Here is a 21,705-nt window from a genome sequence, read left to right on the forward strand (position 1 = left end):
GAATTAGCGTGCCCGCTCGAAACCGAAAAGTGTCTCGGGGTTATCGACAAGGGCCAATGTCCGGCCCTTGTCATCGGGAAACCACCCGAGCACGGTATCGAGCAGCGCCGCATCGTCGGGATAGTCCTCGGCCCGTTTGGCGGCATTGTGCGGCCAGTTGGTGCCCCAGATAATCCGCTCCGGCGCATAGGCCGCGATGTCGCGGGCCACGGCTGCGATATCGGCGTAATCTGGCCCACCCACCCGGCTCGATTCATAGCAACCGGCGAATTTGAACCAGGTTTTTCCCTTATCGATCAACCGCTTGAGCGCAGCGATCTGCGAGCTATCGGGCGTCACCCCGGCAAAGAACTTGCCGTGATGATCGAGCACCCAGCGCGATTTCAGTGCCGCCAGCCTGTCGAAATGATCGACGATGTTGCTGCCGTCGAACTGGACGGCCATCATCCACCCGAACGCCGCCGCCCGATCATCGACTTCTTCAAGCCGATCCAGCCCCATCGCACCGCTCGATATATCCATGATCCGCGCGCCCACCACGCCCACGGCGGCAAGCGATTCCATTTCGGCGTCCGAGGTTTCTCCGGTCACCACCGCCACCCCTTTCGCCTTGTTTCCAAAGGCTTTCAGGCACGCGAGAAGACAGGAATTGTCGAATTGATGCGCATTGCCCTGGGTCGCGACAACCCGATCAATGCCCAGCCATTTCATGGTTTCGAGGTAATCATCGGGCGTCGGCAACGGCTCGGGCGGCAGGCCGGGACCGCCGGGAAGCGCCGGAAAACTGGGCAGATAGGCGTGCATCTGCGTATCGATGGCGCCCTTGGGCAACTTGGTTTGCGGTGCCTTGCCGCTGTAAATTCTATCCACGATTACCGGACCTTGGGCGCAAATTCAGTCAGCGCGTTACGGTCGATCTCGATGCCCAACCCAGGCCCATCGGGAATGGCCACAAGGCCCCCGACATGCTCGATCGGCGACGTCACGACAGCCTGACGGAAGGGGTTGTCCGTCCTGTCGAATTCCAGGATCGGATCGAGTGGATTGGTCCGCATCGGGTCGGGCACCATCGCTGCCATGAACTGCAGCGCCGCCGCGATCTGTATCGCCGTTCCCCAGACGTGAGGCACCACCCGCACCCCATGCAGGGACGCAAGATCGGCGATGCGTTTCATCTCGGAAAACCCGCCACATCCGCAGATATCGGGCTGGATAATATCGACGCAGCGCGTCTCAAGCGGCTCACGCATGCCCCAGCGGGTATGCCATGTCTCCCCGCCCGCCACCGGGATCGGCTGACGCGCCCTCACCTCGCGATAGGTGGCAAGTTGTTCAGGAACAACGGGTTCTTCGAACCAGTCGATGCCATATTCGGCGGCCTTTTGCCCGACCCTGATAGCCTCATAGGCTTCATAGCCATGATTGCCATCGATCATCACCCGCATATCCGGCCCCGCCGCCTCGCGAACGGCGGCAATCACGCGCAAATCCTCGTCCGGGTTGAACCCGATCTTGATCTTGGTGGCATGGAACCCCTCGCTGCGGTAGCGCGCAACATCGGCGGCATTGTCCTCGACCCGATCGACCCCATCGCGCTTGAACCCGCCGGTGGCATAGGCCCTGACGCTCTCGCAGAACCGCCCGCCCAGCAGGGTCGAGATAGGAACGCCGAAATGCTTGCCCTTGATGTCCCAGAGCGCAATGTCGATCCCCGACAACGCAGTGATCGACAATCCCCGCTGCCCCTGATCGCGCAGGGCGTTGTAAAGCACCGCCCAGTGCTTTTCGGTTTCCAGTGGGTCCTTACCGATGAGCCATTGCGCATAGGCCTTGACCACGGCCGCATTGGGCAACGCCGGGCCGAGGCATTCGCCCCACCCGGTCGTCCCATCGTCGCAGACGATCTCCACCAGAACATGCACCCGCTTGTCAAAGCGCATCGAGGCGCTTTCGAACGCGGTATCGAGCTGATGTTCAAGAAGGTGGGTGTTGACCGCCGCTATCTTCATCTTTTATGCGCGCCGATCAACGCTTCGAGCATGGCTTCTTCTTCCTTCGTGAGGTCGACAAGCGGCGCGCGCACCGGGCCTGCATCGAACCCCTGCAACCGCACTCCGGCCTTGACGGCGGCGACCGCATAGCCCTTGCGCCTGCTGCGAATTTTCATGAAGGGGTAGAAGAAATCCTTGAGGATCGCTTCGCAGCGCGCCCGATTACCACCACGCAGCGCCTTGTAGAACTCCACCGCCAGTTCCGGCACGAAGTTGAACACAGCGGACGAATAGGTCGTAAACCCCGCCGCGAGATAGGCTTCGGCGAAAAGCTCGGCCGTGGGCATGCCCCCAAGATAGGTCAGCCGGTCACCCAGCGTCGCTGTGATCTGGCGCACCAGCCCAATATCCCCCGAGCCGTCCTTGAAACCGATAAGGTTCGGGCATGCCTCGCACAGCCGCGCAAGGGTATCGGCCTCGATGATGGAATTGTCGCGGTTATAGACCATGACCCCGATGCCAACCGACTGGCAAACCCTCTTTACATGCTCGTAAAGCCCGTCCTGGGGCGCATCGATCAGATAGTGCGGCAAAAGCAGGATCCCGTCAGCGCCGGCCTTTTCGACGGATCTGGCGATGGAAACCGCCATTTCGGTGCCGTAACCGCAACCCGAAACGATAGCAGCCTTGCCGCCGGCCGCTTCCTTGGCAGCGGCCACGACAGAGGGAATTTCCTCCGGAGTGAGCGAAAAGAATTCCCCGGTGCCGCCTGCCGCGAATAATGTGGTGGCCTCGAAGCCGGCGAGCCACGCCACATGATCCTGATAGGATTTGGCATTGAACCGACCCTCGGCATCGAAATGGGTCACGGGGAAGGAAAGCAGACCCGCGCCGAGCGCGCGTTTGACGTCCTGGGGGTTCATGTAGCTGGTCCTCGGTAAAAATACATCGATGCCTTACCGCTATCCACTTGCATGACCTATGTCAACAACTTGTATGATATCTAAGTTCGCAACAGCGCGCGATAGCGCCGCTGGCTGCCCTGCAGATGGGCACGCATTGCCTCGCGCGCGGCTTCCTGGTCACCATTGGAAATGGCGCTGACGATTCGTCCGTGCTCTTCGTGCAATTGGCTCAAATAGGCTTCCGATACCTCGCCACCGGGTTCGGCCAGGGCGGCGCGGGGAATGGCGTTCTGGCCCATAAGATCCATGAACTCGACAAAGCGGGGATTGTTGGTAGCCTCGGCAATAGCCTGGTGCAAAGCAAAATCGGCGGCGCTCGTGGGCTTGCCCTGCGCGATACAGTCCCCCACGGCCCGGTGCCGCTCGATAATGGCCTCCTCTTGCGCCGGCGAGCGGCGGGTAGCGGCGAGCGCAGCGGCTTCGACCTCCACCGATCCGCGCAATTCGAGCAGTTCGATGATCGAAGAAATCCGATCGTGGTCGATATTCTGGAAGGGAAGCCCCGCCGGGGCAATCGGTTCGAGCACGAAAACCCCGGCCCCCCGGCGCGGTTCGACGAGGCCGTCCGAGCGCAGGGCGGCGATCGCCTCGCGCACCACGGTTCGGCTCACGCCGTGTACCTCGGTCAGCCGTGCCTCGCTGGGCAGTTTGTCCCCAACCTTGTACTGGCCGGATAAAATCGCATTGCGCAGCGCGCTCGCTACCTGAACGACAAGTGTTCCTCCCGCCTGCCCCACAATTTCGCTTTGCGTTTTCATGCGCGACAAACCTCAAACTTTCCGGAATCGTAGCTTTTCCAGCTAGAAAGACACTGCCCGTTCGCCCCTGTCAAGCAAGTGCACGCCTCTCTCATCAGACAGATTGACGCCGCCTGTCTTATCTTTAATGGTGGCGCGTCAAGAAACGGGAGCAAACGGGATATGAGGCGATTGCTGATCACTGGGGCAGCGGGAAGCCTGGGCAGGGTAGCGCGCCACAAGCTCAAACACCTCGCAACCACGATCCGGGTGTCCGACCTTGCGGACCTGGGGCAGGCCGGACCCGATGAGGAACTGGTCCAATGCGACCTTGCCGACGCCGCGGCGGTTTCCGCGCTAGTCGAAGGATGTGACGGGATCGTCCATCTGGGCGGCGTTGCAACCGAGCAGAGTTTTTCCACGATTTTGGCGGCCAATATCGTGGGCCTGCGCAATCTCTACGAAGCCGCGCGCGCCCATGGGCACCCGCGCATCTTCTTTGCAGGCTCCAATCACGTCATGGGCTTTTACGATCAGCACGAGCCGGTCGATCACGCCTCACCCCATCGCCCCGATGGCATGTATGGAGTCTCCAAGAGCTTCGGCGAGGCGCTCGCCCGCTTCTATTTCGACAAGTTCGGCCAGGAAACGGCGATCGTGAGGCTTGGCTCATGCTTTGAAAAACCCACCGATTATCGCATGCTGGCCACCTGGCTCAGCTATGATGATTTTGCCGGCCTCGTGGAAAGGGTATTCGAGGTCCCGCGCCTGGGTTGCCCGACCATATGGGGCGTTTCCAACAACAGCCGCGCCTGGTGGTCCAACGCGCATGTGGGCTATCTGGGCTGGACCCCCAAGGACAGCGCCGACCCTTTCGCTCCCCAAATCGATCCGCCCGCGCCCGATAGCCCACTGGCAATTTTCCAGGGCGGGAATAACACGCAGGACCCGCTGCTCTAGCAATCGGGCCTGGCCGATCGCCCCGCCCACTGCACTTTCGCAAATTGTCATCCCAGCGTTACCGAGCAGGTCTAAAGGCCCCGGATCGGCGCCGCGCGATTTTGCTCGTGCGCGCCCATTGTTGGAGACAGACATGCGCGTCATCATCACCGCCGGCTTGCTGCTGGCCACCATTTCCCCCAGCCTCGCCCAGGAAGGCCGCCTGGTTCTCTATACCAGCCAGCCGCAGACCGATGCGCAGCAGACCGCTGACGCCTTCATGGCCGAATATCCCGACATCACTGTCGATTGGGTGCGCGACGGCACCCCGCAGATCATGGCGCGGTTCCGCTCCGAACTGGAAGCGGGCGCACCGCAGGCCGACATTCTGCTGATCGCCGACGTCGTGACCATGGAAGGCCTCAAGGCCGAAGGCCTGCTGCTCAACTATTCCGATGCCGACGTCAGCGCCTACCCCGAAGGGCTGCACGACGAAGACGGCGCCTATTTCTCGACCAAGCTGATCACGACCGGCATCGTTTATAACACCGCCGCGACCATGATCCCCACGAGCTGGCAAGATCTGATCGGCCCCGACGCCCAGAACCAGGTGGCGATGCCGAGCCCGCTCACCTCCGGCGCGGCGCTGATCCACACCGTGACACTGACCGAGAACCTGCCGGAAGGCTGGGATTTCTACTCCGCTCTGGCCGAAAACGGCGCGCAGGCATCGGGCGGCAATGGCGGCATTCTCACGGCGGTTTCCGGCGGCGAAAAGCTCTATGGCATGATTGTCGACTACATGCCGATCCGCGAAGCCGCCAATGGCGCACCCGTACAATTCGTGTTCCCCACCGAGGGCGTTTCGGCCGTGACCGAGCCCGCCGCGATCCTTCAATCGTCGCAGAACCAGGAAAACGCCAAGCTGTTCATCGACTTCCTGCTGTCCGAAGAGGGCCAGGAACTCGCCGTCAGCCAGGGTTATATTCCGGCGCGCGACGGCATCGCGCTTCCCGAGGGCTATCCGGATCGTTCGGAAATCAACGTGCTGGGCTATGATGCCGCTGACGCCCTGGCCAATGAACAGGCCAATCGCGATCGCTTCGGCGAGATTTTCGGTCAGTAAACAAGCTTGAATTTCCAGAGCGCAAATCTTATCGCCCGGCCCGTCGCGGCCGGGCGCTTTCCAAGCGCAGCGGGCCGGTTCGTGCCCGCTGCCCTCGCCATTTTTGCCATCGGCCTTCTGGCGGCGCTGCCTTTGACGCGACTGACGCTGACCGCGCTCGTGGGAGATGGGGGACTTGACCTCCAGCCTCTCATCGAAAGACTGATGCGCGGCGCCACGCAACGCGCCATGTTCAATACCCTCGATACCGCCGTCATGGGCGCCGTTCTTGCGCTGGTGATCGGTGCGCCGTTTGCGTTTCTCGTGGCGCTCACCGACATGCCGCTGCGGCGGCTGCAAGGCTTCATGCTGCTTTTGCCGGTGATGATTGCACCGCAGGTCACCGCGCTGGCCTATATCCAGCTTCTGGGACCGTCGAGCGCACTCTTGGGCACGCTTGGGCTGGCGCCCGCAACCGGAACGCCGAACCCGCTTATGGGACGCGACGGTATCATAGTGCTCTATGGCATCCAGCACGCCCCCATCGTTTTCATTACCTTGCGCGCCGGGCTGACGGGTTTGCCGCGCGACTATTTCGAGGCGGCGCGGGCCGCCGGCGCCAGGCCGTGGCGGGTGCTGTTCACGGTGATCCTGCCGCTGATGCGCCCCTATTTCGTCGCCGCGCTGGCGCTTGCCTTCGTTTCGGGCGTGGGTAATTTCGGCATCCCGGCACTGCTTGGCCTTCCAGTCAACTATCTGACCCTTGCGACGCTGATCTATCAGCAATTGGCGAGCAGCGGGCCTACCGTGCTGACGCAGGTCGCCATGCTGTCGCTGTTGATCGCCGCCATCGCCATTGCGGGCATCGCCATTCAGGGGCTGGCGCAAAGGCGCGAGAGCTTTGCGGTGGCGCGGGGCCTTCGGGCGCGGATCACTTTAGGCCCTTGGCGCTGGCCGGTCGCCGCACTCGGCATTGTCCTGATCGGAGCAATGCTGGTGCTGCCCATGCTGGCGCTGGTCACCACCTCGCTCGTCCCCTCCTATGGGGTACGGCTGAGCCTCGACACCGTAACGCTGGACAATTATGTCGAGGTGCTGGTGCGGCAGGCATCGACGGTGAGGGCCTTTTTCAATTCCTTCTATCTCGCCGGCCTGGCGGCGCTGATCCTGGCGCTTCTGGCCGTTCCGGTCGCGTTCGGGCTGAGGACCATGCCGACACGCGCGCGGCAGGCCCTGCATGGCCTGCTCGATTTGCCCTATGCGCTGCCGGGGATCGTTCTGGCCATTGCCTGCATCTTGCTGTTCCTGCGGCCATTGCCGCTTATCGGCAGCCTCTACAACACGCCCTGGATCATTCTTGTGGCCTATCTCATGCGATTTGCGACCCTGGCCGTGCGCCCGGTGGATGCGGCGCTGGGGCAAATTCCGCCGCAATTGACCGAGGCCGCGGCGGCAGCCGGTGCGGGACCTCTGAGAAGGCTTTCGACCATCATCCTGCCCCTGGCAGCGCCCGCCGCCACGGCGGGGGCCCTGCTGGTGTTCATGAGCGCCTTCAACGAATTGACGGTATCGGCGCTGCTCTGGTCGAGCCGGAACGAGACGCTGGGGGTCATCCTCTTTTCGCTCGACGAGGCGGGGCTGTCGGCGCAGGCCTCGGCGATAGCCGTTGTCACCATTGGCGTGGTTGTAGCGCTGCTGCTGGTGATGGACCGGCTCGCACCCCGTCTGCCGGCGGGTGTCCTGCCTTGGCGTTAGGCCGGGACGATCCAGGCGTCGCCGATGGCGGCATGGACCACTGCTCCGGTATCGAGACGCTCGGGAAGGTCGGCGACGACGGCATCGCCTGACGCAAGGACGAGCGTGGTCTCGTAATTGGCGCCGGTAAACCGGGCGCGGCGCACGGTCGCGGCAAGACCTGTATCGGCCAGTTGCACCGCTTGCGGGCGCACCAGAAGCTTGACCGGCCCTTCGCCTTTTCCACGAGCGGCGATCGCCCAATCCCCGATCCGCGCCACGCCACCGTGAACCATCGCATCAAGAAGTTCGCCACGCCCAACGAAACCCGCGACCATCGCATTGGCGGGACGGGCGTAGATATCCTGCGGCGAGCCGATCTGCTGCACCCGACCGTTGTCGAGAACCACGATCCTGTCGGCCAATGCCAGCGCTTCGGACTGGTCGTGCGTGACGAAAACCACGGTGGCGCCGGTGCGCTGGTGAATATCGGCAAAGACATCGAGCATGGCGGCGCGCAAATGGACGTCGAGATTGGCCAGAGGCTCATCGAGCAGGATAATGCGCGTGCCGGTGACGAGGCACCGGGCCAGTGCAACCCGTTGGCGCTGGCCGCCCGAGAGCGCATCCACGCTGCGGTCGGCGTAGCCGGCGAGCGAAACGACCGACAGGGCTTCTGCGACGCGCCGCGCGATTTCGTCGCGCGCCACGCCCCGCCCCTTGAGCGGATAGGCCACATTGGCGGCCACATCCATATGCGGCCAGAGCGCATAGGATTGAAAGACGATGCCCAGATTGCGCTTTTCGGGCGGCACGAGGGTTTTGGCATCGGCCATGAGCGTTCCGTCGAACCCGACGCTGCCTGCGGTCGGCTGTTCGAGACCGGCGATCAGGCGCAGCAGGGTGGTTTTGCCGCAGCCCGAAGGGCCAAGCAGCGCGGTGAACGAGCCGGCGGGCAAATCGAAGCTGACGTTCTGAACGGCTGCGGCGTCACCGAATGACTTGCCGAGGCCTTGAAGGGAGATGGTGGTCATAGCCCCCAATAGAAGCCGGATATGACAATCGCGAGACAGCCGTTTTCCCCGGGATGGCGCGGCCGAGACAGCGGAAACCTGGCGCATCACACCTTGCCGAACCCTTTCCTGACGAGGCTTGACTCGTCGACGGTTAACCGTTTACCGTCACCCAAAATGGAGGAGCAGGGCGTGAGCTTGAGCCCCACAGTCATCGTTCGAGAATCTCTCGGGCCGCGCGTTGCCGCAGGTCTGCGACAAGCCATCGTCATCGGAGATCTTCCGGCGGGCGAGCGGTTGATCGAAGCCGATCTGGCCGAGCGCTACGGCGTCAGCCGTGGGCCGGTTCGCGATGCCTTCCGGATTCTCCAGGCCGAAGGACTGGTCGAAAGCCGGCGTCAGGGCGTTGTCGTCACCGGAATCGGGTCGGACGATATCAACGAGCTCTATTCGCTGCGCGGCACCCTCGAAGCCCTTGCCGTCCGCCTGGTCATGAAGGGCGGGGAAACCATTTCCCTCAGCCGTCTCGAAAGCACCGTGCGCGACATGGAACGGGCGGCGGACGCCAAGGACCCCGAGGAATTCGGGCTCGCCGACATCGACTTCCACAACGAGATCTGCGCCCTTTCCGGTCATCGCAGGCTGACTGATGTGTGGCAGCAATACAAAGAGATCATGATGACGCTGCTGCGTCTCACCGTTTTCCTTCATCAGAACCTGGAGGCCAACGCGGTCAAGCACCGCGAGCTCTTCGACCTGATCAAGGCTGGCGACCCCATCGCGGCGGAGGCCGAACTGGCCAATCACCTCGAGGGGTCTCGCCTGCGTATGGTCACGGTCTGGGAGCAGGCTCTGGAAAGACGAAGGATCAAGAGCTGAAAATCAACTTTCAGAAACAAGACCAAAACCTAAATTCCTCATGGGAGAGAGAATTATGAAGACCCTTGGCTTTTTGGGCACGTTTTCCGGCGCTGCCCTGATTTCGATGGCCCTGTCGGCCACCGCTTTCGCGCAGGATACCTTCCCGGCCGGCGACATCACCTTTGTCGTGCAGGCCGCTGCGGGTGGCGCTTCCGACCGTTCCTCGCGTGCACTGGTTGCCGAGATGGAAAAGGAACTGGGCGTCAGCTTCATCGTTGAAAACCGTCCCGGCGCTACCGGCACCGTGGCCTTCGCCCACGTCGCCGAGCAGGAACCCGATGGATACACTATCGGCTTTGCGCCGGTGGAATTCGCGATCCTCGAAAACATCGGCTATGATTTCGATCGCGCCGACTACACCTATCTTGGCCAGATCATGAACAGCCCGGTCGTTCTGGCCGTGGCCGCCGACAGCCCCTACAACACGCTCGAAGAATTCATCGCAGGTGCTCAGGAGCAGGGTCTTTCGGTCTCCAACTCCGGTTCGGCCTCCTCGTTCGCCGCAGCGACCGTGACGCTCGCCAACATGACCGGCGCCCAGCTCAACCCCGTGCCGTTCGATGGCGGTGCCCCTGCCGTGGCCGCCGCGCTGGGCGGACACGTCGATGCCGTCGCCGCCGGCGCCGGTGAAACCGCTGCCGCCTACAATGACGGAACGCTCAAGATTCTCGCCATTTTCGACACCGAGCGTCACCCGGCCATGGAAGACGTGCCCACTGCCGCCGAAGAAGGCTTCGATCTGACCTTCGGTGCCTGGGGCGGCGTCTATGGCCCGGCCGGTATCCCTGAAGACGTGGTTGCCGTTCTCCAGGCCGCCGTCGAAAAGGCCGCCCAGTCGGATGCTTTCCGCGACACCGTGAGCCCGGCCGGCATCCTGCCCGTCTTCCGCACTGGCGCAGAGTTCGAAGAATTTATCGCCAGCGAAGCTGCGCGTTACGCAGAGGTTCTGAACTAACAAAATGACCGATCGGAGCAAGCTCCGGGATACGTCCGGCGGTGCGAAAGCGCCGCCGGACAATGCCATCCTGGATTACGACGAATACGGCGCGATCCCCTCCCGGCGCATGGAAATCACCATCTCGCTAGTGGCGCTCGCCCTGTCCATCCTGGCCATAGTGCTTTCGCGCAGTATCGATTTGCGCATGGGCGGCGGCGGCATCGACGCCAAATGGTGGCCGACCGTGCTCGCTTCGGGAGCTGCCGTGCTCTCGGGCTTCATGCTGATCAGCGCGCTGGCCCTGCCGCTTGCCGATCGCGAAGATCTCGAGGGAGCTCAGAAGGACGGCTGGGGACGGATGTTCATCGCTCTGGCCCTGAGCGCGCTCTATGTCTTTGCCTGGTGGCGGTTCGGCTACATCGTGCCGACGCTCGTCTATCTCGTCGCCCTGCTCTTTACGTTCGGCGTTCGGAGCTGGCTGGCGCTCATCCTCTATCCAGTGCTGACGACTGCCTTCATCTACGGGCTGTTCCACTTTCTGCTGCGGGTGCCGCTATGACCCCCTTTATCGACGGCCTGATGGCCGTAATGGAGCCCACCGTGCTCATGTGCATGGCCGCGGGCATGCTGGTGGGCATGCTCGTGGGCATGTTTCCCGGCGTCACGGCCACCATGGCGGTGGCGCTGGCGAGCACGTTCACAATGACGCTCGAACCGGTGGCCGGACTTGCCGTGCTGCTGACGATCTACGTTGCCGCCAATTTCGGTGACCGGATTCCCTCCATTCTCATCAATACGCCCGGAACGCCGGCCTCGATCGCCACGACGTTCGACGGCTATCCGATGGCCAAGGATGGCCGCGCGGGCCTCGCGCTGATCATCTCGGCGCTCGTCTCCGCCGTCGGCATCCTGGCCAGCATGGTGCTTTTCTCGTTCGCGGCAGTGCCGCTGGCCCAGCTCGCCCTGCGCTTCGGTCCGAGCGAAATGTTCGCCGTCGTGATCCTGGCCATGACCATAATGATTTCGATCTCGTCGAAATCGCTAACCAAGGGCCTGATCGCCGGCGCGCTGGGCCTGTTCATCGCCACGATCGGTCGCGATCCGATCACCGGCGACGCGCGCTTTACGTTCGGCGTCCGCGACCTCAATGGCGGGCTCGACTTTATCGCCGTCATCATCGGTCTGTTCGGTATCGCCGAATTGCTCGATCAGTTGCTCACCCATCGCAAGAACAGCGTCAAACCGATTTCCGCGCTTGGCCGCTGGTGGCCGACGCGGGAAGAATACAAGCAGATCGCCAAGCCCACGGGCGTCGGCGGTCTGGTGGGCCTCATCGTGGGCATCATTCCGGGTGCGGGCGGCGATATCGCCGGCCTTCTGGGCTGGGACCGCGCCCGCTCGGTCTCCAAGAACCGTGCCGAGTTCGGCAAGGGTTCGGTCGAAGGGATCGCGGCCTCTGATGTCGCTTCGAGCGCCACGCTGGGCGGTTCGCTCACCACCACCATGGCATTGGGCATCCCCGGCGACTCGGTAATGGCGGTGATGATTGGTTCAATGATCGTCTGGGGTATCCAGCCCGGTCCGAGCCTTTTCGTCAACGAGCCGAGCCTTGTGGTCACCATTGCCACGATCATGGTGTTCGCGACGCTTCTGACGCTCGCGATCAACCTCGTGCGCATGCCGGCCATGGTGAAACTCCTCGACCTGCCGCTGCCCTATATCTGGACCACGGTGCTGGTGTTCTGTCTCATCGGCACCTATGCCACGACCAACAACATTTTCACGGTCGTCGTGATGCTGATCTTCGGCGTCATCGGTCTGGTCCTCAAGCGGTGCAGCATTCCAGCCGGCCCCATCGTTCTGGGCCTGATTCTGGGCCCGCTCGCCGAATCCAACCTGCGGCGATCGCTGCTGATCGACGGCCCGACCGGGCTGATCGACAAGCCGATTTCGGCGACCCTGCTCATCCTCGCGGCCATCGCCGTGGTGGGTGGTCTTGCCGCTCCTATCCTCAAGCGCCGCCGCGAGCGTCGCCTTTTCACCAGCATTTCCGAGTAAGGACCATCCTTTAAATGACTTCTCCCAAACCCATCATCCTGACGGCGATCCCGGTTGCCTTTGCTGACGATGGCTCTCTTTCGATCGAAGGCAACACGGCGATTTTGCAAAAATGCGCCGCCTCGGGCGTCGATGGCGCGTTCGTTCTGGGAACGACGGGCGAATTTCCCTCGCTCAGCGACGAGGAACGCCGGACGCTGACCCGGCTCAGCCTCGATATCCTGGCAGACAAGCGCGTCGTCGTGCATGTGGGCGCACCGAGCCTGCATCAGGTGAAAAAGCTGATCGCCCAAACCCGCGAGGAAGGGGCAAGGGAAGTGGCGGTCATCACGCCCTATTTTCTTCCCGCCACCGATGCGGCGCTTCTCGATTTCTATAGGGAAGTCTCAGCCATCTCCGACGGGCTCGGTGTCTTCGTCTATATCTTCAAGGACCGCACCGGCATCACAGTCTCGCCGGAATTGATGGCCGAGATCGCCAAACTCCCCAACATCATCGGCGTCAAGATCAGCGGCGAGAGCCTCGAGACGGTCGGCAAGTTCCGGGACGTGCTGCCCGACGACTTCCTGGTCTTTACCGGCTCGGACCGCGAGATCGGCCGGCTTGTCGATGTCGGCGCCCAGGGCGTCATTTCCGGGATCGCCTCGGTCTACCCCGAGCCGTTCGTGGCCATGGCCGAGGCGGTTGCCGCCGGCGACATGGCGGAGCGCGAGCGTCTGCAGCATGACGTCAACGCCGTCGTCGATGGCCTGCTCGGCGATATCGAGCGGCTTAAAGCCGGCCTGCGCCGGCAGGGCATCGCCGCCGGGCGGGCTCGCATGTCCGTGGGCGCGCCCGACGCGGCCGCGGACGCACACCTCGATCACCTTCACCAGAAATACGGGACGACACTCTAATGACCCTCAAGCAACGTTTGGCCGACGGCAATGTTCTTCACGGAAGCTGGTGCGGCCTCGATCATCCTTCGGTCGTCCAGATTCTGGGCCAGGCTGGCTTCGACTTCATCTCGCTCGACATGCAGCACAGCTTCAACACGTTCGGCTCGCTGACCACCATGATCGACGCGCTCGACAAGACCGGGGTGGCGAGCATGGTCCGCGTGCCGTGGAACACGCCCGACTATGTGATGCGCGCCCTCGATCTGGGCGCCGAAGCGGTCATCGTGCCGATGGTCAACAACGCCGAGGAAGCCAGGCGCGCGGCCGATGCCTGCCGCTATGCTCCCGCCGGCACGCGGAGCTGGGGCCCGATCTGGAGCGTCTCGCGCGGACGCCTGGTCGAGCATGACGAAGGTGACGCGCGCTCGATCTGCGTCGTGATGATCGAAACCGCCACCGGTCTCGAAAACCTCGACGAAATCCTCGCCGTCGAGGGTGTCGGCGCCGTCTATATCGGCCCCAACGATCTGTCCCTCAGCCTCGGCCTGGGCCGCAAGCACTATACCGAGTCCGACAAGCTGCGCGAAACGATCATCTCCATCGTCAAGCGCTGCAATGCGGCCGGTGTGATCGTGGGCATCGACTGCTCGGGCGCCGAGCAGGCCCATTACTGGCGCGACCAAGGCTGCAATTTCACCATCTCGGCGAGCGATGCGGGGCTGCTTTATAAAGCCGCTTCCGATGCGGCGCGCGCCTTGCGGGGGGAAACGGCCACCGACGGCGCGCAGGAAGCCGACATCGCCGCGATCTGACGCCCAGATGTCCAAACCCGTTCATATCGTTTTTGCCGGGGCCGCAACCGTCGACATGATCTTCAAGGTCGACGCGTTGTCTCCCGGCCCCGGCAAGATTTTGCCCAAGGCGCTGGTGCAAGTGGCTCACGGCATGGCCACCAGCGCCGCGACGGCGGCTGCCCGCCTGGGCGGCCGATGCGCTCTGATCACGCGCATCGGGGACGATATGACGGGGACCCGCTTTCTCGAGGACGTCCAGGCCGAGGGCGTCGATTGCACCATGGTGCGCCGTTTCGCAGGCGTCGCCACGCCGCTCAGCGCGGTGATCGTCGATGACGACGGTGAGCGGCTGATCGTGCCCTATTACGATCCGGCCCTGGGCAGCGATCCCGATTGGATCGATGCGCAGACCATTGCCGGTGCAGATGCAGTGCAGGTCGATATCCGCTGGCCGCAAGGGGCGGCACGGGTTCTCGATCTTGCCCGCGAGGCCGGAAAGATCGCATTGCTCGACGCCGATGTGGGGCCGACCGAGATCATAGTGGATTTGGCGCAGCGGGCGACCCATACCGTTTTTTCCGAGCCCGCCGCGCTCGCGGTTTCCCGAGGCACTTCGATCCCTGAGGCGGTTGAGGTTCTGGCGCGGCGGTTCGAGGGCTTCGTTGCAGTGACCGCCGGGGCGCAGGGATGCTTCTGGCACGAGGACGGCAAGATGTTTCACCGGCCTGCTCCGAAGGTCGAGGCGGTCGATACGCTGGCGGCAGGCGATGTTTTCCACGGCGCCTTCACGCTCGCGTTGGCGGAAGGACAGCCGATCGCGGAGGCCGTGGCCTTTGCCAACACCGCCGCCGCCATAAGCTGCACGGTGTTCGGCGGACGGCTGGGCGCTCCCGACCGGGCAGCGGTCGAAGCGCTGATGGCGGTGACCGACGCGCCGGTCGGCATTGCACAGTACTGAAATTTCTTGCGCCATCAGGGCGCCAGCATGGAGTGGATCTTGGATTATTTCATTGGCATTGACGTTGGGACGGGCAGCGCGCGGGCCGGTGTTTTCAATCGGCAGGGAGAGCTTCTGGGATCGTCGGCCTGCGCCATAGAAACCTTCCGCCCTGCTCCCGATTTCGCCCAGCAGCGCTCGGCCGAAATCTGGGGAGCGGTGACGCGGTCGGTTCGCGAGGCGATTGCGGCGGCCGGAGTGCCTCCCGAAGCGGTGGGCGGCATCGGGTTCGACGCCACGTGCTCGCTGGTCGTCGCCGGTGAAAACGATCAACCGGTTTCGGTAAGCCCGGACGGGGCCGCCGATCAGGACGTGATCTTGTGGATGGACCACCGGGCGATTGCCGATGCCGAAGCGATCACCGCGACGGGTGCGGGCGTTCTCGACCATATCGGCGGCGTCATGTCCCCGGAAATGGAATTGCCCAAGCTGGTCTGGCTCAAGCGCGAGCTGCCGGAAAGCTGGACCAAGGCGACCAAGCTCTGGGACCTTCCCGACTGGCTGGTTTACCGCTCTACCGGAGCGACGCTGCGCTCGCTCTGTTCGCCGGTCTGCAAATGGACCTATCTCGGCCATCGCGGGCTGCATGGCGAAGGCTGGGATGCGGAGTTCCTTGCCTCGATCGGGCTCGAAGACCTCGCCGATGACGGGTTCGACGCCATCGGCACCGCCTTCGGCGCGGCGGGCGTACGCGCCGGCGGGCTGACGGCGGAGGCCGCCGCCGAACTGGGGCTGGTGCCCGGCATCGCCGTTTCGACCGGATTGATCGACGCCTATTCGGGCGCGCTGGGAACGCTGGGCGTGGCCGATAGCGATGGCAATGGCGCGATTGAGGGCCGGCTGGCGGTGATCGCGGGCACCTCGACCTGCCATATCTCGCTGACCCGCGAACCCAAATTCGTGCCCGGCGTCTGGGGGCCGTATTATTCCGTGCTGCTCGATGGCTATTGGGCCAATGAGGGCGGGCAATCGGCGGCCGGCGCCCTGCTCGATGCGGTGATCGCCCGCCACGCGGTCGCGGCAAAGCTGGCCGAAAAGGCCGGCGGCAAGCGGCTGGCCGAAGCACTCGACACCCATCTCGAAGCCGTGGCTGAGGAAAGCGCGTTCCTGACGCGTCACCGCCATGTCCAGCCCGATTTCCATGGTAACCGCTCGCCGCTCGCCGAGCCCTGGCGCAAGGGTGCGATTTCCGGGCTGACGCTCGATAGCGGCATCGACGATCTGGCGCTCGACTATCTCGCGACCCAACAGGCGCTCGCCTATGGCACGCGCCACATCATCGAGGCATTGCGGGCCAATGGGGTGGTCGTCGACACGCTGGTGGTCAGCGGCGGGCTGGCGCGCAACCGGCTCTATCTGCGCGAACATGCCGACGCCACCGGCTGCACCGTCATCGTTCCCGACCAGAGCGAACCGGTACTGCTCGGCTCTGCGATGATCGCGGCGGCTGCAGCCGGAGCTTACCCCGACGTCTCGGCAGCCATGGCCGCCATGAGCGGTTCGGCGACCACCATCGCGCCGCGTGGCGGCGAAATCGCCGCCTATCACGACGCCAAATACAAAGTGTTTCGCCGGATGCAGGACGATCACGCGGCCTATCGCGACATCATGAACGCGCCGGAAACCGAATAACCCAAGGAGATCGGGATCATGACCAAGATCCAACTCGTCGCCAGCGGCGATCTGCGCGAGAGCGCCAACACCAATTGCTGGCCGGCCCAGAAGGCTATGGAAGACCGCGTTATCGATGCGGTCAAATCCATGGGCTTTGAGATCGAGCGTGCCCATCCCATCAAGCCCGAGGGCCATGGCTTCATCTCGTCCCAGCGCGAGGGCATGGATATCTTCGCCAGGATGGACCCCAATGCGCCGGTGATCGTCGCCGAGGCGGTCTGGCAGTATTCCCATCACGTTTTGGCCGGTCTCGTCAGCCACAAGGGCCCGATCCTGACCGTCGCCAACTGGGCCGGCCAATGGCCGGGCCTTGTGGGGCTTTTGAACCTCAACGGTTCGCTCACCAAGGCCGGCGTCGACTATTCTTCGCTCTGGAGCGAGAATTTCGACGATAAGTTCTTCCTCTCCGGTCTCAAGGCCTGGCTCGAAACCGGTAAGGTCACCCATGAGATCAGCCATGTCCGCCCCTTCGATCCGGCGTCCGTGGGCGCAAAGGAGCGCGAGCTGGCTGCGTCGATCGCCGCCGATATCCGCGACAACAAGGTGATCCTCGGCGTCTTCGACGAGGGCTGCATGGGCATGTACAATGCCATCATCCCCGATGAACTCCTGATGCCCATGGGCATCTACAAGGAGCGCCTGTCCCAGTCCGCGCTTTACTATGCGACCACGCAGGTGCCCGAAGACGAAGGCCGGGCCGCCTATCAATGGATGGTCGACAAGGGCATGACGTTTCATCTGGGCACCGACCCGAAGACAGAATTGACCGAAGCGCAGGTCATCGACCAGTGCCGCATGTATATCGCCGCCGTGCGCATGGGGGATAATTTTGGATGCGAGGCCATCGGCATTCAGTATCAGCAGGGCCTCAAGGACCTGCTGCCGGCTTCCGATCTGGTCGAAGGCATGCTCAACAATGACGACCGCCCCGATGTCACCCGCGCCGATGGCAGCGTGATCCGGCAGGGCGAGGCGATCGTCCATTTCAACGAAGTGGACGAATGCGCCGCCATCGACGGCATCTTCACCAATCGCATCCACCGGGCGCTCGGCCAGCCGGTGGAAAATACGCTGCACGATTTGCGCTGGGGCGATATCGACCGCTCGGGTTCGCGCGACGATTTCGTCTGGGTGTTCGAGATTTCCGGCGCTGCGCCCCCGGCCCACCATGGCGGCTGGGACAAGTCGGAAAGCTATCGCCAGCCGGCCATGTTCTTCCCGGCCGGCGGCGGCACGTTGCGCGGCGTCGCGAAAGCCGGCGAGTTGGTCTGGAGCCGCATCTATGTGATGGACAATTCGCTCCACATGGATATCGGGCGTGGACAGGCGGTCGACCTCCCCGAGGAGGAAACCCGCCGCCGGTCCGAAGCCACCGATCGCGTCTGGCCGATCATGCACGCAGTGCTGACCGGCGTCGATCGCGACGCCATGATGGCGCGGCACAAGGCCAACCATATCCAGGTCGCCTATGCCAATTCGGCCGCCGAAGCCGATCAGGCCCTCGCCGCCAAGGCCGCCCTTGCCGCCGAGCTCGGCATCAAGGTCAATCTCTGCGGCATCTGACGATATCGAGCGGCGGCAACGCGCCGCCGCTCTTTTTCATTCAGCCGATCCGGGCGGTGACCGAACCGAAACCGCCGGCCCGCGCTTCGACGGCTGGGCCGGTGACGGCGATGGGGCCAAGACGCGCGCCGGTGATCACCACGGTGCCGGCGGTCAGCGGCAGGCCGCGCAAGCGGGCGTGGTTTGCGAGCCATGCAATGGCCTCGAACATCGCATCGGTCGAGGCGTTGCCCGCCGTGCTCTGCACCTCGACGCCATTATCGAACAAAACGATATCCTGCTTGTCCAATTGCGGCAGCTCGCCGGATTGATGCGCGGGGCCGACGACGACGGCGATGTTGTTCTGCAGATCGGCCGTGGTGGCGAGAACGGGCATGGCGGCGGGATCGGCAAAGCGCGAGCCGATGAATTCGAAAATGAGATGCAAGCCCGAGACGGCGGCGGCGATGTCCTTCGCCTCGTAAACGCGCTCTTCGGTCAGGTCCGTGCCGATGACCACAGCGATTTCGACCTCGACGCGCAACGCGTCGGTCCTCTCGATATTCGCGCCATCCTCCAGCAGCGCGGCAGCCGGCAGGGGCGAACAGGAGGGCGCATCATCGGCGGGCTTAGGAACGACCTTCCAGGCGCCGACGCCTCCCAGCGCCTCGACTGTTTGCGCCTGAACCTTATAGGCGTCCGCAAGCGTGGTCGGCAGAGCGGTGTCCTCGACCGTTGCGAGGGGGCTGTTGTCGCGGCGGCTTGCGACAAGCAGGCCGGTGAGAGGATGGGAGGAGAGCGTCATGAAATTCACCTTTGGAAACGGTGGAGGGAAGGCATGTCTAGCCGCTGGCGCGTCAAAGACAAAGGGGTAGTGGGCGGGACCTTCTAGCCGGCAAGGATCGCTGGCTGGGAGAGGGTTTCGAGAAAGCCTTCAAGCCGTTTCCGCACCGCACCGGGCGCGGGAAACGCGGGCGGGACGTCGCCGGCGAAGGTGTGCTTGAAGCCTGATGCCGTGACGATGCATAGGGTACCCTCGTCCCTGGGCGCCGATGCACGGCGCAGCCAGGCGATGCCGGCGCAGGCGGAAAGTTCGGCATCGATGCCGTCATGGGCAAAGAGGGCCGCACGGGCCGCGTGCAATTCGGCGTCGGTGACCGCCTCGGCGCTGCCGCCGCTCGACCGCACGGCATCGAGCACGCGCGTGCCGTCCTGGGGATAGCCCGACAGGCGATCGGCTATGGCTGCGGCGGCGGTTTCGACCGGCCCCTCCCAAGGGGTCACGGTTTTAGCGCCGCTGGCAAAGGCGGCGGCGATGGGTGCACAGCCGGCGGCCTGGACGGCAACCAGCGGAGGAATGGGAAGGCCGGCTTCGCGCAGCCCATTGGCCGTGCCCACCAGAACCGGGCCGGCGCTGACGGGGGCGACGATGCGGGTGATCGGCCCCTCGGCTTGCGCCGCGATCTCGCGGCCCAGCGAACGGCAGCCCCATTCGGCCCAGGGCGAGGCGAAGGTCGAATAAAGACGGAAAAAGCCTATAGCTTCGGCGAGGCGGTCGGCCAGGGCATAGGACTGGCTCGGCCCCTCTCCCGAGCGGACCACAAGCCCGCCCCGCGCCAGCACGGGCAGGACCCGCTCCTCGGGAGTGGCATCGGGGACGATGGCGATCATCGGCAGCCCGGCGCGGGCGCAAAGTGCAGCCGCCGAGACAGCGGCATTGCCGCTGGAGGGAACGACGACGCCGGGACAATCGGGCTCGCGCGCCAGGAGTTCTCCGATCGTTGCCGCCATGATGCGGTCCTTGAACGACCCGCTCAGATGGCTGCCCTCGTATTTGACGCGCACGCCCTCCAGCCCCGGTATGCGGGACGGCAGGAGCGGCGACCACGCGTTGGCGGGATGGTCCCAATACCGAGGCGGCAGAGGATCGACGATTTCGGCAATCCTATCGTTATCGAGATAACCGAAGCGGGCCATATGCCGCGAAACATTTTTGATATTCAAACTCCCTCCCCTTCATTGCGATTGTTGTTGCCTGGCATAATTATCGGCGCAAAATGGGTGCCGTGGATAGTTTTTCCGCAAGGCCGTGTCGGATCGGGGACCGGCCAATCGTCCTATCGGAAGGTCATTTGGAGGGGCCTTGCGATGAACAGATTTCACTATGGCTGGGTGATCGTTGCCGCCGGCGCGGTGATCACATGCGTTGCGATGGGCGCGATGTTCGCCCTGCCGGTCTATCTCGCCCCCATCGCCGAGGAAACCGGCTGGACGCGGGCGGGGATTTCCATGGCGATGACCGTGGGGTTCGTGGTGATGGGCGTGGCCGGTTTTCTCTGGGGCACGCTCACCGACCGGATCGGGGCGAAACCGGTGGTCTTTATCGCCGCGATCATCCTGGGCGTCGGGCTGTTTATTGCGAGCACGGCGACCGATCTTCTGGTTTTCCAGCTTGCCTATGGCGGACTGGTGGGCGCGGCAGGCGGCGCGTTCTTTGCCCCGATCATGGCGACGACGGTGGGCTGGTTCGACAAGCATCGCAGCCTGGCCGTATCGCTGGTGTCGCTCGGGGCGGGCGTGGCGCCGATGGTGATCACCCCGTTCGCGAGCCTGTTGATCGAGATTTATGGCTGGCGCAACGCGATGATGATGACGGCGATCGCCGCGACAGTGCTGCTGGTGCCCTTGAGCTTTTTGATCCGCAAGGCGCCGCAGGCGGTGGCGGAGCCGCCATCGGGGAGCGATGTCGCGCCGCATGAGCCGCAGCCGACCAGGGCGGTTTCGGCGCTCAGGACACCGCAATTCATCGTGCTCGCCGCGACCTTCTTTTTCTGCTGCGCGGCCCATTCGGGGCCGATCTTCCACACGGTGAGCTATGCGATGCTGTGCGGTGTGGCGCCGCTGGCGGCAGCGTCGATCTATAGCGTCGAGGGCGTGGCCGGGCTGTTCGGGCGGCTGATTTTCGGCATCGCGGCAGATCGACTGGGGGTCAAGAAGGTGCTGATCGCCGGGCTGGCTCTGCAGGCGGTGGGCATCTACTCCTATATCTATGTGACGCAATTGACCGATTTCTACATGCTGGCCGTGGTGCTGGGCATGGCCTATGGCGGGGTGATGCCGCTCTATGCGGTGCTGGCGCGCGACTATTTCGGGCCGCATGTTATGGGCACCGTGCTGGGGGCGGCGACCATGACCTCCTCGATCGGCATGGCGTTCGGGCCGGTGGGCGGAGGGTGGCTGTTCGACACCTTCGGGAGCTATCACTGGCTTTATATCGCCTCCGCAGTCGTCGGGGTTGCCGCCGTGGCCATGGCGCTGGCCTTTCCGCCGGCTAAGCGCGCCGATGGAGAGCGACCGGGCGCGGCGCAGCCGGCTTAGTGCTTTTGCGCAGCCGCTTTTGCCCTCCGGTCATGGCCGGAG

At 63.8% G+C, this 21,705-nt stretch carries 20 protein-coding genes; 13 read left to right on the forward strand and 7 right to left on the reverse strand.

Translation table 11 applies throughout. From position 1 onward, the window contains the following. Positions 1 to 3: 3 nt before the first annotated feature. From V4T21_RS16980 to V4T21_RS16995, 4 genes are all read right to left on the reverse strand, one after another. Entirely contained in the window at positions 4 to 873 is an 870-nt protein-coding gene (locus V4T21_RS16980) for an amidohydrolase family protein (RefSeq protein ID WP_332719286.1), read from the reverse strand. Continuing rightward, entirely contained in the window at positions 873 to 2,009 is a 1,137-nt protein-coding gene (locus tag V4T21_RS16985) for a mandelate racemase/muconate lactonizing enzyme family protein (RefSeq protein ID WP_332719060.1), read from the reverse strand. The genes V4T21_RS16980 and V4T21_RS16985 overlap by 1 nt, the downstream gene beginning before the upstream one ends. Continuing rightward, positions 2,006 to 2,914 (reverse strand): 5-dehydro-4-deoxyglucarate dehydratase, encoded by a 909-nt coding sequence (gene kdgD / locus V4T21_RS16990; RefSeq protein ID WP_332719062.1) that lies wholly within the window; start codon positions 2,912 to 2,914, stop codon positions 2,006 to 2,008. Before kdgD ends, V4T21_RS16985 begins: the two co-directional genes overlap by 4 nt. Before the next feature lie 80 nt (positions 2,915 to 2,994). After that, positions 2,995 to 3,714, reverse strand: coding sequence for a FadR/GntR family transcriptional regulator (locus V4T21_RS16995; RefSeq protein ID WP_332719064.1), 720 nt, complete (start codon positions 3,712 to 3,714; stop codon positions 2,995 to 2,997). 162 nt (positions 3,715 to 3,876) lie between these two features. On the opposite strand from V4T21_RS16995, the gene V4T21_RS17000 reads away from it, so the two are divergent. The 3 genes from V4T21_RS17000 to V4T21_RS17010 all read left to right on the forward strand — a co-directional run bounded on the left by V4T21_RS17000 (position 3,877) and on the right by V4T21_RS17010 (position 7,492). Then, complete coding sequence (locus V4T21_RS17000; RefSeq protein WP_332719066.1) at positions 3,877 to 4,653, forward strand: NAD-dependent epimerase/dehydratase family protein; 777 nt, start codon at positions 3,877 to 3,879, stop codon at positions 4,651 to 4,653. 133 nt (positions 4,654 to 4,786) lie between these two features. Beyond that, on the forward strand, positions 4,787 to 5,758 hold the full coding sequence (locus V4T21_RS17005; RefSeq protein WP_332719068.1) for an ABC transporter substrate-binding protein: 972 nt from the start codon (positions 4,787 to 4,789) through the stop codon (positions 5,756 to 5,758). Positions 5,759 to 5,839: 81 nt separating this feature from the next. Then, positions 5,840 to 7,492 carry an ABC transporter permease gene (locus V4T21_RS17010; protein WP_332719070.1) on the forward strand — a complete coding sequence of 551 codons (1,653 nt, stop codon included), beginning with the start codon at positions 5,840 to 5,842 and terminating at the stop codon, positions 7,490 to 7,492. Here the strand turns inward: V4T21_RS17010 and V4T21_RS17015 are convergent. Then, a complete protein-coding gene (locus tag V4T21_RS17015) occupies positions 7,489 to 8,505 on the reverse strand; it encodes an ABC transporter ATP-binding protein (protein WP_332719071.1) in 1,017 nt (338 codons plus the stop codon). The genes V4T21_RS17010 and V4T21_RS17015 overlap by 4 nt on opposite strands. A 171-nt stretch (positions 8,506 to 8,676) precedes the next feature. Between V4T21_RS17015 and V4T21_RS17020 the strand changes: the two genes are divergently transcribed. The 9 genes from V4T21_RS17020 to V4T21_RS17060 are packed head-to-tail and all read left to right on the forward strand — an operon-like array spanning position 8,677 to position 18,306. Then, positions 8,677 to 9,363, forward strand: coding sequence for a GntR family transcriptional regulator (locus V4T21_RS17020; protein ID WP_332719073.1), 687 nt, complete (start codon positions 8,677 to 8,679; stop codon positions 9,361 to 9,363). Positions 9,364 to 9,418: 55 nt separating this feature from the next. After that, the gene (locus tag V4T21_RS17025) at positions 9,419 to 10,360 is read left to right on the forward strand and encodes a Bug family tripartite tricarboxylate transporter substrate binding protein (RefSeq protein WP_332719075.1); all 942 of its coding nucleotides are present in this window, start codon (positions 9,419 to 9,421) and stop codon (positions 10,358 to 10,360) included. 4 nt (positions 10,361 to 10,364) lie between these two features. Beyond that, positions 10,365 to 10,901, forward strand: coding sequence for a tripartite tricarboxylate transporter TctB family protein (locus V4T21_RS17030; protein WP_332719077.1), 537 nt, complete (start codon positions 10,365 to 10,367; stop codon positions 10,899 to 10,901). After that, positions 10,898 to 12,400, forward strand: a complete 1,503-nt coding sequence (locus V4T21_RS17035) for a tripartite tricarboxylate transporter permease (protein ID WP_332719079.1) — start codon at positions 10,898 to 10,900, stop codon at positions 12,398 to 12,400. Before V4T21_RS17030 ends, V4T21_RS17035 begins: the two co-directional genes overlap by 4 nt. Before the next feature lie 14 nt (positions 12,401 to 12,414). After that, the gene (locus V4T21_RS17040; protein WP_332719081.1) at positions 12,415 to 13,296 is read left to right on the forward strand and encodes a dihydrodipicolinate synthase family protein; all 882 of its coding nucleotides are present in this window, start codon (positions 12,415 to 12,417) and stop codon (positions 13,294 to 13,296) included. Next, on the forward strand, positions 13,296 to 14,090 hold the full coding sequence (locus V4T21_RS17045) for an HpcH/HpaI aldolase family protein (protein WP_332719083.1): 795 nt from the start codon (positions 13,296 to 13,298) through the stop codon (positions 14,088 to 14,090). The genes V4T21_RS17040 and V4T21_RS17045 overlap by 1 nt, the downstream gene beginning before the upstream one ends. A gap of 7 nt (positions 14,091 to 14,097) precedes the next feature. Then, on the forward strand, positions 14,098 to 15,030 hold the full coding sequence (locus V4T21_RS17050; protein WP_332719085.1) for a PfkB family carbohydrate kinase: 933 nt from the start codon (positions 14,098 to 14,100) through the stop codon (positions 15,028 to 15,030). Between the two features lie 39 nt (positions 15,031 to 15,069). Continuing rightward, entirely contained in the window at positions 15,070 to 16,701 is a 1,632-nt protein-coding gene (locus V4T21_RS17055; RefSeq protein ID WP_332719088.1) for an FGGY-family carbohydrate kinase, read from the forward strand. An 18-nt stretch (positions 16,702 to 16,719) separates the two neighbouring features. Continuing rightward, on the forward strand, positions 16,720 to 18,306 hold the full coding sequence (locus tag V4T21_RS17060; RefSeq protein WP_332719090.1) for a fucose isomerase: 1,587 nt from the start codon (positions 16,720 to 16,722) through the stop codon (positions 18,304 to 18,306). 40 nt (positions 18,307 to 18,346) lie between these two features. On the opposite strand, the gene V4T21_RS17065 is transcribed toward V4T21_RS17060, so the two are convergent. Beyond that, positions 18,347 to 19,090, reverse strand: a complete 744-nt coding sequence (locus tag V4T21_RS17065) for a fumarylacetoacetate hydrolase family protein (RefSeq protein ID WP_332719092.1) — start codon at positions 19,088 to 19,090, stop codon at positions 18,347 to 18,349. A gap of 83 nt (positions 19,091 to 19,173) precedes the next feature. Next, positions 19,174 to 20,289 (reverse strand): PLP-dependent lyase/thiolase, encoded by a 1,116-nt coding sequence (locus V4T21_RS17070; RefSeq protein WP_332719095.1) that lies wholly within the window; start codon positions 20,287 to 20,289, stop codon positions 19,174 to 19,176. 144 nt (positions 20,290 to 20,433) lie between these two features. Between V4T21_RS17070 and V4T21_RS17075 the strand changes: the two genes are divergently transcribed. Beyond that, entirely contained in the window at positions 20,434 to 21,663 is a 1,230-nt protein-coding gene (locus V4T21_RS17075) for an MFS transporter (RefSeq protein ID WP_332719097.1), read from the forward strand. The last annotated feature ends 42 nt before the right edge of the window (positions 21,664 to 21,705 follow it).

The organism is Pelagibacterium mangrovi (genome assembly GCF_036662815.1).
Taxonomy (GTDB): Bacteria; Pseudomonadota; Alphaproteobacteria; order Rhizobiales; family Devosiaceae; genus Pelagibacterium; species Pelagibacterium mangrovi.